Origin of the sequence: Leptolyngbya sp. PL-A3 (assembly GCF_039962325.1) — a bacterium.
Taxonomy (GTDB): Bacteria; Cyanobacteriota; Cyanobacteriia; order Elainellales; family Elainellaceae; genus Vacuolonema.
The window spans coordinates 23001-34830 of record NZ_JAMPLB010000012.1 but is presented as its reverse complement, the minus strand read 5'-3'; the positions used below and the strand labels follow the sequence as shown (position 1 = coordinate 34830).

General features: G+C 51.7%; 10 protein-coding genes and 1 tRNA gene. 5 read left to right on the top strand and 6 right to left on the bottom strand.

Annotated elements, in window-relative coordinates; all coding sequences use genetic code 11:
• Positions 1 to 182: 182 nt before the first annotated feature.
• Positions 183 to 1247 (bottom strand): cysteine peptidase family C39 domain-containing protein, encoded by a 1065-nt coding sequence (locus tag NDI52_RS11645; protein WP_190771521.1) that lies wholly within the window; start codon positions 1245 to 1247, stop codon positions 183 to 185.
• A 401-nt stretch (positions 1248 to 1648) separates the two neighbouring features.
• On the opposite strand from NDI52_RS11645, the gene NDI52_RS11640 reads away from it, so the two are divergent.
• The 5 genes from NDI52_RS11640 to NDI52_RS11620 all read left to right on the top strand — a co-directional run bounded on the left by NDI52_RS11640 (position 1649) and on the right by NDI52_RS11620 (position 5728).
• Complete coding sequence (locus NDI52_RS11640; protein WP_190771520.1) at positions 1649 to 2098, top strand: ABA4-like family protein; 450 nt, start codon at positions 1649 to 1651, stop codon at positions 2096 to 2098.
• 261 nt (positions 2099 to 2359) lie between these two features.
• Positions 2360 to 3661, top strand: a complete 1302-nt coding sequence (locus NDI52_RS11635) for a hypothetical protein (RefSeq protein WP_190771519.1) — start codon at positions 2360 to 2362, stop codon at positions 3659 to 3661.
• Between the two features lie 42 nt (positions 3662 to 3703).
• Positions 3704 to 4102: a hypothetical protein gene (locus NDI52_RS11630; protein WP_348256399.1), complete on the top strand. Its 399-nt coding sequence runs from the start codon at positions 3704 to 3706 to the stop codon at positions 4100 to 4102.
• A gap of 231 nt (positions 4103 to 4333) precedes the next feature.
• A complete protein-coding gene (locus NDI52_RS11625) occupies positions 4334 to 5185 on the top strand; it encodes an ABC transporter permease (RefSeq protein WP_190771517.1) in 852 nt (283 codons plus the stop codon).
• 108 nt (positions 5186 to 5293) lie between these two features.
• Complete coding sequence (locus NDI52_RS11620) at positions 5294 to 5728, top strand: hypothetical protein (protein WP_190771516.1); 435 nt, start codon at positions 5294 to 5296, stop codon at positions 5726 to 5728.
• Between the two features lie 328 nt (positions 5729 to 6056).
• Here NDI52_RS11620 and NDI52_RS11615 read toward each other — a convergent pair.
• The 5 genes from NDI52_RS11615 to NDI52_RS11595 form a co-directional block, all read right to left on the bottom strand.
• Positions 6057 to 6129 (bottom strand) — tRNA-Met (locus tag NDI52_RS11615).
• A gap of 176 nt (positions 6130 to 6305) precedes the next feature.
• Entirely contained in the window at positions 6306 to 7862 is a 1557-nt protein-coding gene (locus tag NDI52_RS11610) for a BamA/TamA family outer membrane protein (protein ID WP_190771515.1), read from the bottom strand.
• A gap of 547 nt (positions 7863 to 8409) precedes the next feature.
• A complete protein-coding gene (locus tag NDI52_RS11605) occupies positions 8410 to 8976 on the bottom strand; it encodes a hypothetical protein (protein ID WP_190771514.1) in 567 nt (188 codons plus the stop codon).
• A 40-nt stretch (positions 8977 to 9016) separates the two neighbouring features.
• Positions 9017 to 9742 carry an orotidine-5'-phosphate decarboxylase gene (pyrF, locus tag NDI52_RS11600; protein ID WP_190771513.1) on the bottom strand — a complete coding sequence of 242 codons (726 nt, stop codon included), beginning with the start codon at positions 9740 to 9742 and terminating at the stop codon, positions 9017 to 9019.
• A gap of 198 nt (positions 9743 to 9940) precedes the next feature.
• A complete protein-coding gene (locus NDI52_RS11595; protein WP_242035877.1) occupies positions 9941 to 11767 on the bottom strand; it encodes an ABC transporter substrate-binding protein in 1827 nt (608 codons plus the stop codon).
• Positions 11768 to 11830 lie beyond the last annotated feature (63 nt).

Here is an 11830-nt window from a genome sequence, read left to right as displayed (position 1 = left end):
GCGGCACTCGAAAACGCTCATTTTGGCGTGCACTATGTGCACGCCAAAATGAGCACTTCAGCTTATCCCGAACTGAGGTTAGGAGATTTCCAGATAAGAACTTCCCCATTATTTGGAAAAAAGGCGCGGCTTCGCCGCGCCTTTTTTCCAAATAATGGGGATATTGTTTCTCAGAAATCTCCTTATTTAGGTTGAACTGACTCAGTTCGGTCCAAACGAGGGGCATTTTCTATAAAGGGACCGCTGAGCAGCAATGCTGTGATGGAATCGACCTCGCCGGTCTGACGCACCGCAAAGTCGGATTGGAATTGCTTGAGTGCTGCGGTCACATCTCCTGACCCAGGGGTCAGATAACCTGAGCGCTGTAGATAATCTTGCACCTGTTGAGGACTGAGGTTGATGGCTTCGGGGCGGAAGAAGGGAACGTATTCCTTGCGCCAAATATGAGCGAGTTCATCGGGGGCCAGGAAGTAGACTCGACCCCAGGCGGGATCTGCAATCACAGCATTGGTATCACTAATTTCCAGAAGGCCGATCGCATGAGGGGATTTGCGTCGCCCATTGTTGCTAATCAACCAACTTGCCAGCACTCCTGGGCGATTGATGCGCTGCATTTGCTTCCAGGTGGTGTTGTTCACTTCTACCCCATCCAGCCCCAATTCACGAGCAGCCACAATGAGCTGTGGCATGGTCGTGCCCATCCGGCTGGTTTCCGCCAATTTGGCAACCCGTGACTCAGGGGCATCAATGCCCCAACGTCGCATGACAGTCGCCATTGCGGCGGCGGCACAACTGCTGGTAGAGGTTTGCTGATACACTCCGTTGGGCAATAAGTTGTCCTGCAAGGTGCTGTAGATCGGTTCAAGTAGATAGTTTTCAGCGGTGGTAAAGCTAGCCAGCCCCAACACCCCAATGAGGGCGATCGCCAACACCTGCTTGCGAAGGGTGTACCAGGTCACGATAAAGCCAACCCCACAGACACCCAGCAGAATCACCCGCATGGCAGTCCAGGTCACACGCATGCCATACACGCGCCATTCCAGCGGCAACCAATTCCATTGGGGGGCGTACAGCACCAGCAACATCATGCCAATGTACAACCCCAAAAAAACGACGGAGAGCCAATTCCGCCCCTGAAATAAGTCGCGGGCCGTTGCCCCACGCCGCAGTAGCCAATGCCCCGTCCGAGTGCCCCACCAGAATGCAAGGCCTCCTAATAAGATTGTGCTGACCAGGCTAAGTACCATGAAGCTTGGAAGTAGATTTTCAGGGTTAGGGATTATGTTCTATATTAGGTTTCCCGTTCTGTTATGGGGGGCGATCGCCCGGTTCATGGGTTGATGGAGCCTGTTATAGCAGTTATTTTTTGTACGCGATCGCGTACAAAAAATAACTGCTATAACTTTCCGGCTGGGTGGAATAGGCATAGGTAGCTCATTTCATCCAGCCCCATACCCATGTTGAACCAGAACCCAGCGGGTCTAGATGTTTGGCAACTGCTATATAGCGCTGTGCACGTTGATTAAGTACGGTGGTGTGGGGCACTTCGCGCCCACACCACCGTTGCTGTACTTAACGCACTTGCACATTGCTATACACTTGAAGGAAAAATGACCGCTTGTCGGTCTGATGTCTTTCTAGTTGCCCTATGAACCTGGATTTTCTGTTTAATGCTGCCAATCTGTTTGTTCTACCGTTTTGGGCGTTGATGATTTTCCTGCCCAATTGGGGGGTAACTCGCCAGGTAATGGCGTCTTTTCTGCCGTTTGTGGCACTAGCCGGGTTGTACCTCTACCTGTTCATTACGGCACTGGATCCTGAAACAGCTCAGGCGTTTACCAGTACTCAACTGGCTGATATTGCGCGTTTGTTTTCCAATGAGCATATTGCTGCAACAGGGTGGGTGCATTTTCTCGTCATGGATTTGTTTGTGGGCCGCTGGATTTATCTGGAAGGCCAGCGTACTGGCGTATGGACACTGCACTCGCTGGTGCTGTGTTTATTTGCTGGGCCAATGGGATTGCTATCCCACATCGTGACAAGTTGGATCAGCCAGCGATTGACGGCAGGCAAAGATGCCACGCCAGGAGCGGCCTGACCCAGTACTACAAGAATTTGAATGACGGTATGCGGAGGCTTCTGCAAGCGATGTGTCACATATAACACATCGCTTGCAGAAGCCTCTTCTTTAACTGGTCTTTATAGAAAAAGAGCGATCGCCCAAAAAACGCCAATTCGGAGTTTTTTTTGCCGCGCTTTTCTAAAAAAATACAACCTAATTATCGTTCTATCCTGACCATTAAGGTTTTCGATGTAACAACAGATAGCTTGTGTTTTCCCATCTTTGGACGGTAAGGCTATGCGCGCTTCGACAGTGGCTCTTTGTACCCTGGCTCTGCTGTCCGCAGAGGAGTTATCCTCTACGGCGATCGCCAGTCCCGCTGAAACACCAAATTCGGCGCCTGTTGACGTCAGCATAACTACTGAGGATGCTGACGATCTGGTCGCAATTTCGGCACTTCCCTCTGTCGCAATAACAGAGCCTGAATCTTTGGTTGTAGGGGAGTCCTCCAAGAAATTATCATTACTGGCAGCAACGAGCTCTCCGGAAGCACCTTCGGTCGCCTCCACCGTTTCCCCACAGGATGGTGAACAGGAAGCCTCTGATACTGAGATTGAGCCCCTTCAAACATCACTGGCACAACCTGCCCCCCCCGATCTCCAAACGGTGCCGGAAGCCGTAGCCTCTCCTGTGAGCGTGAGTTCAACGGCTACGGCGATCGCTCCCCCTGAGACGGTGCCTCAAACGTTGGTAGAGGTAATGGCCCAAAACACGCAACAGGATGCCGATACCTTACTAGATGATGGAACTCCTATTACGGTCACGGCTGATAATAAGCAGGAGGTTCCATCCCAGGAGGACATTGAAGACCTGCAAGATCGCCTCCGGAATATTAACGAACCGCCCCCCGAATTTGGTGATGTCTATGAAGGCTCTCCGGCGATCACCATTGCGGTGCCTTCGGGTTATGGGGCGGATGATGGAATCGGCTTTTTCGGATTTGGCTTCCAAACCAGCGTGCGCGACAATGACGAAGCAGATGCCTCTGCAAATATTGGGATTGGCCTCGGAGATGCCGATGAGGCAGTTGGCGTTCAACTGTCCTATACCCTGGCCAGTTTTGGGGCCAATCGAGATTTTGGTGCGGGGGGCTTCAACGCGAAGATTCACCGCCGGTTAGGGGATAACTGGAGTATTGCCGCTGGTTGGGAAGGTTTTTTGATCACGGGGGATGACCCGGTGGATTTTGAGGACAGCCTCTATGGTGCGGTGACCTATGTGGCTCGAACCACACCTGACATTAATGATCCGTTCAGTCGGGTTGCTCTAACGGCAGGGGTAGGTAGTGGACGCTTCCGTACCGTTGAGGATATTGAGGATGACAACGATACCATCGGTGTATTTGGGAGTGCCGCTGTCCGGATAGCGCAGCCGGTGAGTGCAATTGTGGAATGGACGGGGCAAGATTTGGCGCTGGGGCTGTCCATTACGCCGTTCCGTGACTTTCCTCTGGTGATTACTCCTGCATTGCGGGATGTAGCCGGGGCGGGTGACAATCCTCGTCTGGTGCTGGGTGCAGGCGTTTCGTTCCGCTTCTAACTGCATTTCTCGGGAAGAACCATGAAACCAACCCATATCTCTATGTCTCACTCTCATTATCTGCAACCGATGATGGGGGCGATCGCCATCCTGATCCTGGGGGCAATGGGTGCTCCTGGAGCGATTGCCCAGGTGACAAACCAATCCGATGTCACCGGGGCTAGCCCTGATGTCATCTATCCATTTCCGGTCGATTACTCCGGGATACCCACTGGGGCCGATACAATTCAGGCTGCAGGCGGACTGGCTGATGAAATTGGCGATACCTACGAAGCCTGCCTGGCTCTATACCAGACCGACGAGCCCGAAGCCCATCTGGCAGGATATAACCCTTGTGACCATCTAGAAGAACTGATAGATCAAGCCGATGGGGTTTTGGATTCTGCTAATCAGCAATGGGAAGAGAACTTTGAACAGGCCCGCGTCCGACGAGTCTGGTAAGGCTTGAAGGATTCAGTGGAATGTGCTGGGTAGGCTGAGCAATCAATCCAATCTGCTTGATTAACTTGCATGGAAAAAGCCTGCCCGGTAGCGGTGCCCCTGCAATCGATATAGGGACGACAACTTGCCCCTAACATTCGCGGGCAATGAGGCTGCCTGTTCTCTGCCTACATCCAATGCTTCGGCATTTCAGATTGATGGTTTGTCCCACCGTAATACTGGTATTTGTCTATGCGATCGCAACGCCATCCAGCCTCATCCGCTTCTAATGAGCTGATCATTACGGCGGGACGGACTGAGTATCAGTATTGGCAAGATTTGTGGCGTTACCGGGAACTGTTCTACTTTCTGGCCTGGCGCGATATTCTGGTGCGTTACAAGCAGACAGCGATCGGCATGGCCTGGGCCTTGATCCGGCCTTTCTTGACAATGATTGTGTTTACCGTTGTGTTTGGGAAATTGGCGAAGCTGCCGTCCGGAGGAGCCCCTTATCCAATTTTGGTATTTGCTGCGATGTTGCCCTGGCAATTTTTTTCCAGTGCGTTGTCGGAATGCAGCAATAGCTTAATTGGTAATGCGAACCTTCTTTCAAAAGTTTATTTTCCTCGCTTGATTATCCCGACTAGTGCGGTCATCGTTAGTTTTGTTGATTTTTTAGTGTCAGGCATGATCCTGCTCGGGTTGATGGCCTGGTACAACTTTGTCCCAAGTTGGCGAATTGTAACGTTACCTTTGTTTGTGGCGATCGCCTTTGCTGCCGCGATGGGAACTGGTTTGTGGCTTGCTGCATTAAATGTAAAATACCGAGACTTTCGCTACATCGTTCCGTTCATCGTGCAATTCGGCTTGTATATTTCTCCAGTAGGTTTTAGCAGCAGTATTGTCCCTGCTCAGTGGCGTCTAATTTATTCGCTCAACCCGATGGTAGGCGTGATTGATGGGTTTCGTTGGGCTATTCTCGGTGGCGAAGCATCGCTTTACTTACCAGGGTTTTGTCTGTCACTACTGCTGGTTGTCACTTTACTCATTACCGGTATTGTTTATTTCCGCCAAGTTGAACGTACGTTTGTTGATGTTATTTGAATTGATATAAAAACAGCAATTCTCATTTTGAAATCAGGCCCGAGAACCGCGCGCCAAAGGCAATATAGTGTTCTGCTCGCTAGAATCTCAGGAAAGCTGTTCTAGAACATGATTATGCTTCCTCAGAAATCCTCTCAACGGGTTCTCCTGGCGATTCTGGCCCTGAATATTGCTTCAACATGGTTTCACTACACCGATAATGCCTTGTTTCTGGAGCAGTACCCAGGCCCAGATTGGATTACACCATCGGGGATTTTTGCCACGGTTGCAGCGATGACTCCTGCAGGCTTGTTGGGCTATTGGCTCTATACCAGAAGTAACTTTGGAGTGGCTTACCTAATTCTCAGCGTGTACTCCATCACCAGCCTTTCAAGTCCCGTGCATTACCTGTACCCAATGGTCGTGCCTATGTCCGTCAAGATGCATGGTTCCATTTTGCTTGATGCCGTTGCTGGCTTGACTCTTGTTGCATTTCTGCTGTGGTCTGGATTAATTGCTCAGGAATGGCGGATTGGTGGACAGTTGCAGCGGGAAAACAGGTAAGGGCGATCGCTCACGTTTAACCAGGCTTTTTCAACCCAAAAACATATTGGGCAGAAACGGTCCATAGAAGCTTGACCGAAACCTTTACAAAGCTGGAGCTTCTACTCCAAGTTGAATAGAAAGCCGTTATACGCATTTAGAAATGTGATCACAAACTTACATGCGTCTGTGATCACATTCTTAAATGCGCTTCACGTTAATCTCGTCTAGCACTGAACTAAATTTGATCTAAATTTCGGGTGTAAAGCCGTCTATTTTGGGATATTTTACACCCATTAAAAGAGCCAGATGAATGGCTGAAACCCTCATCTGGCTTTACTTTTCTTGATGGCTCAGGCGGGATTTGAACCTGCGACCTTGGGCTTATGAGTCCCCTGCTCTAACCACTGAGCTACTGAGCCGTTTTTTCGGAGCAGTCAAGCGACTCTTTATTGAGGCGCCCTTGCCACCGCTTTATTAAATTACCATACGGAGTGCGTCGTTGTGTACGCTTTTTCAAAAAAAATCTGCGATTTTGTTATGGATTGATTTTTCGTGCCGAGAGGCACGAAAAATCAACTGTAGTACGGGCTGGGAACTAGAAGCGATCGCCAAAGGTAAAAATCACATCGACATCGCCGCTATCGGCAATGCCGAGTTCAAAGCGGTTGTAGAAATTACCCACAGTGGTATGGAGGCCCACACCAAAGCCGAAGCCATCGCCAGGTTTATCACGGGCCTCCGCGGGCTGGCCGATGACTTGATCAGCCGTGCCAAAGTCAGTGGCATAGTCGGCAAATAGAAGACCACGCATCCGAACGGAATCTTCACGGAAGCGGAATTGGGCTACAGGGAAGCGATACTCGGCTGTGGCCTGGAAGAAGCTGGCCGCGGTGCTAATTTCCCCGCCGGAGTAGCCCCGGACCGAGGTACGACCGCCCAGATTAAAGCCTTCATAAGAGGGGACATCCCCTAAGCCTATTCCCCCTTGCACATTCAGGATGAGAACCTGTGGACCTTCATCAAACCCAAAGAAATTCACGGGAATGTACTGGGTGTAATACCCCATCACTTGGGTGTAAGCGTTGTCTTCCTCGCCAAGGTTGAAGCCCTGGTTGATCCCAAAGCGTGCAAGGCTACCGCTGGTCGTTAGGTCAGAGTTGTTGCGGGTATCGTAGGTTGCTGCAAAGTTGAGGGTAAGCAGGTCATCGATCCCATCGGAGTCAACGGTCAGAGCATTGCCTTCGTCGTCTTCTGCAAAGATATTGTCCGAGAAGAAATCATCTCGCACAGAGACGCGCTGGTAGGAAACGCCAATGGCGGTTTCAAGGTTGTCAGCAAAGGGACGGTAATATTCCACTCCACCGCCTAAGCGATGGATCCAGGCAGTATCTCCGTTGGGCAAATCAATCTCGTTGTCGCCGTTGACGTAGGTGCCCAGGTGGGAACGTTGCCCAAAGATATTTGCGCCAAACCCAGAGCGAGGTTGCTCGGTAGCGCTGATAAACCCCAGGTCAAAAGCGAGGATACTGGTCCCGGCTTCTACCACAAGACCTGCGTGAGTGTTGGCACCAAGGGGTGTGACAAAACTCCCTACGAGGGCCAACCCTGTTGTCTTGATGGAGGTCGATACGACACGACGCCTTTCTGGCCCTCGGAGGGCGCTCGTTGGGGCGAGCCAATTGAACAGCGAGAAGGTCGGTGAATCAATATCCTCACGCGCTTCACGAAAAACGCCAGGAAGCCCAGGTTGACCAAAGGTGTCGGAGGTCTGAGCAACGCGAGTTGGTTGGGAGTCCTCGGTACTGCCACTTTGGGCCAGTTCATCTGACGACGGTGTTACCGGTGCCAAATCACCTGCCGCATCAGAAGGTTGTGTTTCTAGATAAGCCTCCAGATGAGGTAATTCTGCTTCAGAGGTGGTGGAACTGATGAACGTGGCAGAGGGGAGTAAGTTCTCGTCGGTGGGAGATGTTGCTTTCGGGAACGTGGGTTTATTCAGGGACAGAGTTAGCGGTAATGGGATGGGGTCTGCTGGTTGTGGGGGAGGGTCAGCCTGGGCACCGGCAGGCACGATCATCCCTGCAAGACCCACCATACTTAAGGATGTCAGCCAAAAAAAGCTAGAGCGGGATGCACAAAATTTCTGATTCATGAACGTCTAATTAGCTCTCACGCACTTGAAATTGAGGGTTCCCTGATCTGCTGACGCGGAAACCCAGGTGAATAAAATCTCTCCAAATCTATGCGAAGAATTGGCCTATGTCACTGAATATGCAGAAGTTATTCATCTAAGGCGCTGTTAATGGCAGCAGATAGTGTGTGGCCAGGCACTACACACTATCTGCTGTCTAAATATCGCTTCAAATTTGGACTAAGGGCGTTTTTGAGGAGGGCGCACAGCGCTATATAGTGCTGTGCGCATTGATTAAGTACGGTGGTATGGGGCACTCCGTGCCCCATACCACCGTACTTAATGCACTTACACATTGCTCATTAGTTCGGACAGTTTTTCTGAAACCCTTGATTTTGCGTGCGCGAAGCGCACGCAAAATCAAGGGTTTCAGAAAAACTGTCCAGAGTATTGATTGCTATAAGTACAGTATTTGAAACACATCACACCCAAAAAACTGAGTACATGCTGCGCAAGGTGCCGCACCACTGCATATTACGCTTCAACCGGGTTTGATATGACTACTGCATTAACGATCAACGACCAGGGCTCCAGCCTGACAGTCTCGTAACCAGAGACGAATGGCCTGGGCTACGACACCATTGCTACTGTCTCGAGGGGGCTCGGGGGGAAGATAGCTGCTGGGATAATTTTCAATGCTGGTTTGCATGAGGGCCAACTGCCAGCCTTGCTGGGTAGGCACCATAAACAGCCAGTGATGGGCCTGGATGCGCCGAAAGCCGCTGATACCGTACTGCCGCTCAAGAGTGGTAAAGAAGACTTGCTGCACATCACCGTCAAGGGAATCAGCCGAGTCAGGGCCTTCTCCTTCTAAGGGCAACGGATCAAAGTCGGGGGCACTGGTTAAGAGAATGTAGCCAGAAATATCATCCTGGCGCTCCGATAGCCGCGATCGCTGGATCACCCGATTAGCATAGCTGGGTAGGGCATCCAACAGAGCGGGCATGAGGGTTGCTAAGTCATTGGAGCACTGGGATGAGCCGGCGATCGCAACCCCAGCCATCCCGTTTAGTAGCCCCACAGCCATTCCCATCCTCAACCCATGGATGAAGAGGTCAAATTTTGTCTTTGGCATCCAGAACCATGGGAAAAGGGGCATGGGTATGGGTAGGAATTTAAGCTTCCAATTCATTACAGATGCGGGCGAAGGCAGCGGCGGGGTCAGGGGCTGCTGTTATGGGACGACCGATGACCAGATAGCTGGCTCCAGCCTGGAAAGCGGCAGAGGGCGTGAGCGATCGCCGCTGATCTCCCGCTTCAGCCCATGCAGGTCGTACTCCCGGACATACCCGTAGAAAATCTCCGCCGCATACATCGCGGATCTGGCTGGCCTCTTTGGGTGAGCAGACGATGCCGCTGAGACCACTGGTTTGCGCTAACAGAGCCATTTGTAGGGCGTAGTCGGGTAATTCGAGGGGCACCTTTAACTCGAAGGCAAGAGCCTGAGAATCGATACTGGTAAGAACCGTGACGGCAATCACGGCCGGAGGGTTGCATCCGGCTTCGGCGGCTCCTTCAGCAGCGGCCGCTACCGCAGCAGTGAGGGCGGCTTTTCCGGCAGTGGCATGGACGGTGAGTAAATTTACACCATAGCGTCCAGCGGCACGACAGGCTCCGGCCATGGTGTTGGGAATGTCGTGGAATTTGAGGTCAAGGAAAATGCGCTTGCCCCGGTTCTGAAGTTCCGTGAGAAGGGTGGGGCCAGTGCTGACGAAGAGTTCCAGGCCTACTTTCCAGAAACTGACATCAGGAAGGCGATCGAGCAGGGCGATCGCCTCTGCTTCGCTGGGGACATCGAGGGGAACGATGATGCGATCGCGTAAGGCAAGGGTATGGGTCATCTTTGAGAAAACGGTGGATACGAGTCAGGGAGTTGTTAAGCCTTCCATTTGGTCAGACTCTATTATGCGGGTATTGGGGGCGATCGCCAGTTTATCAATACTCTGAATATGTTTTGAGAGGCTAGATTCAAGATCCAGTCTCTCTAACGATCATATTGACGTTATGTACGGTGCATTCAATCACCCTACATAAGGTTGTTAACGATCAATCTTTAACTCGTACACGTTCCATAGAGAACCGCCCAGAGCTGAGAACTTAACGCCTTCGATGTCATTGCGCACAGCCGATAGTGAGAGAGGGTTAACCAGATGGATAAAAGGCAAATATTCCTGAGCTAAACGTTGGGTTTCGGCGTAAATTTCCCGGCGCTTTGCTTCATCCAACTGCTGGCTACCCTGCACGTACAGATCGTTGATTTGTTGTTCCCAATCATCAACCACGCGGTTTTCGAGCGGGTCTCCGCCCGTGGCATCCTGGTTAAAGGCATGGAGGGTACCATTGACGGCCCAAACGTTACGCCCGCCATCGGGTTCGACACCGCTTCCGCCGACAAAGCCAAGAATGTGGGCTTCCCAATCCAGTGAATCTGACAGTTTGGCGACCAGAGTATTAAACGCGATCGGTTGAAAGTCCACTGTAATACCGATCTTGGCTAGATCCTGCTTAATCTGGGCTCCCATTGCTTCGCGGATCTTGTTACCCGCGTTAGTAATCAGGGTGAAGCGCACTGGGTTACCCTCTGCATCCTGTAATTGCCCTTTCGGGGTGTACTTAAACCCGGCTTCCTGTAAAAGAGCTTTCGCCTTCTCGGGATCATAGTCGTACACTGGCAACCCCTGTTCGGGGGATAAGTAATAGGGGCTTTGCTTGTAAATGGGCGAGTCTTGAGGTTCGCCAAGCCCCTGGTAGATGCTGTTGATCATGCTGGGACGATCAATGGCGTGGGCGATCGCCCGCCGAAACTCCAGCGTATTAAACCAGCGCGATTTAATTGGATTCACCAGAGGTTTACCGTTGCGGCTGCCCCGATTGAGGTTAAAGGTTAGAAATGTCGTCGTGAGGGCAGGCCCACCGTTATAGACGGTAAAGTTACCCCGTTTTTCCTCTCGCTTCACCAGAGCAAAGTAATTGGCGGGAACTGATAGGACATCCAAACCCCCAGATCGAAACTGAACCAGGCTGGTATCAAGGGATTCGACAATTTGCAACACAAACCGTTCAATATAGGGTTGGGAGTTACCTGAACCATCTTTTCGCCAGTAATAGGGGTTGCGTTCCAGGATGGTACGTTCCCCCGGTTGATAGCGGGCCAAACGAAAAACCCCATTGGAAACGATTTGCTCAGGAGGAGTTTCGGTGCCCCAGATAGAGAGGAATTTGGGATTACCTTTCTCATCCGTGGTTTTGACGTACTGTTCCAGAGCGTGCTTGGGCAGGATTGGGATGCCTCCGCCGTAGCGGAGTAGAGGGGCAAAAGGTTCAGGGGCGTAAAACTCGACCTGGCGATCGCCCACCTTTGTCACCCGGGGAAACACACCCTTGGCACCAATCCGTAGAATATCGCGCTCCCCACTGGGAATTTTTTCGTTGAAATAGAGATCGTTAAAACTGAAGACGACATCGTCTACGGTCAAGGGCTCTCCATCCGACCAGCGCACATCCGGGCGCAGCGTGAAGACAATGCGCTGCTGATCCTCAGAAACTTCCCAGGATTCTGCAATCCCCGGCTCCAGCTCTCCGGTAATGCCATTCTGGAAGACCAGCCCCTCATACATCAGACCCAGAGCTGCGTTGGCTTCTTGGCTCATAACGCTGTTGAAGGTTTTGGGATCGCTCAGGTCGCTGCTAACCAGACGCGGAATGTGGGCAGATTCCTTCTGAAGTAGGGCAGAGCTGCACCCTTGTAAGGCAACCACCAGCACCACCAAAAGCAGGGCTAGAAGGGAAGATAGGCGGCCTCGCCATCTCCACAACCAGCCCTGCTCCATCTCGTTCATCTCGTTACCCATAACGGCCTTGACCATCCCAAATCGAATCTGCCTTCACTGTAATCCACCTGGCGGTCTTCTAACCGGGTTTTAAAGCTG

What these genes read in the sequence shown, in the direction of transcription:
- NDI52_RS11605 (WP_190771514.1), bottom strand. Translation starts at nt 8,976, where the DNA reads ATGCCAAAGACAAAATTTGACCTCTTCATCCATGGGTTGAGGATGGGA.
- NDI52_RS11645 (WP_190771521.1), bottom strand. Translation starts at nt 1,247, where the DNA reads ATGGTACTTAGCCTGGTCAGCACAATCTTATTAGGAGGCCTTGCATTC.
- NDI52_RS11610 (WP_190771515.1), bottom strand. Translation starts at nt 7,862, where the DNA reads ATGAATCAGAAATTTTGTGCATCCCGCTCTAGCTTTTTTTGGCTGACA.
- NDI52_RS11635 (WP_190771519.1), top strand. Translation starts at nt 2,360, where the DNA reads ATGCGCGCTTCGACAGTGGCTCTTTGTACCCTGGCTCTGCTGTCCGCA.
- NDI52_RS11595 (WP_242035877.1), bottom strand. Translation starts at nt 11,767, where the DNA reads ATGGTCAAGGCCGTTATGGGTAACGAGATGAACGAGATGGAGCAGGGC.
- NDI52_RS11630 (WP_348256399.1), top strand. Translation starts at nt 3,704, where the DNA reads ATGTCTCACTCTCATTATCTGCAACCGATGATGGGGGCGATCGCCATC.
- NDI52_RS11625 (WP_190771517.1), top strand. Translation starts at nt 4,334, where the DNA reads ATGCGATCGCAACGCCATCCAGCCTCATCCGCTTCTAATGAGCTGATC.
- NDI52_RS11620 (WP_190771516.1), top strand. Translation starts at nt 5,294, where the DNA reads ATGATTATGCTTCCTCAGAAATCCTCTCAACGGGTTCTCCTGGCGATT.
- NDI52_RS11640 (WP_190771520.1), top strand. Translation starts at nt 1,649, where the DNA reads ATGAACCTGGATTTTCTGTTTAATGCTGCCAATCTGTTTGTTCTACCG.
- pyrF (WP_190771513.1), bottom strand. Translation starts at nt 9,742, where the DNA reads ATGACCCATACCCTTGCCTTACGCGATCGCATCATCGTTCCCCTCGAT.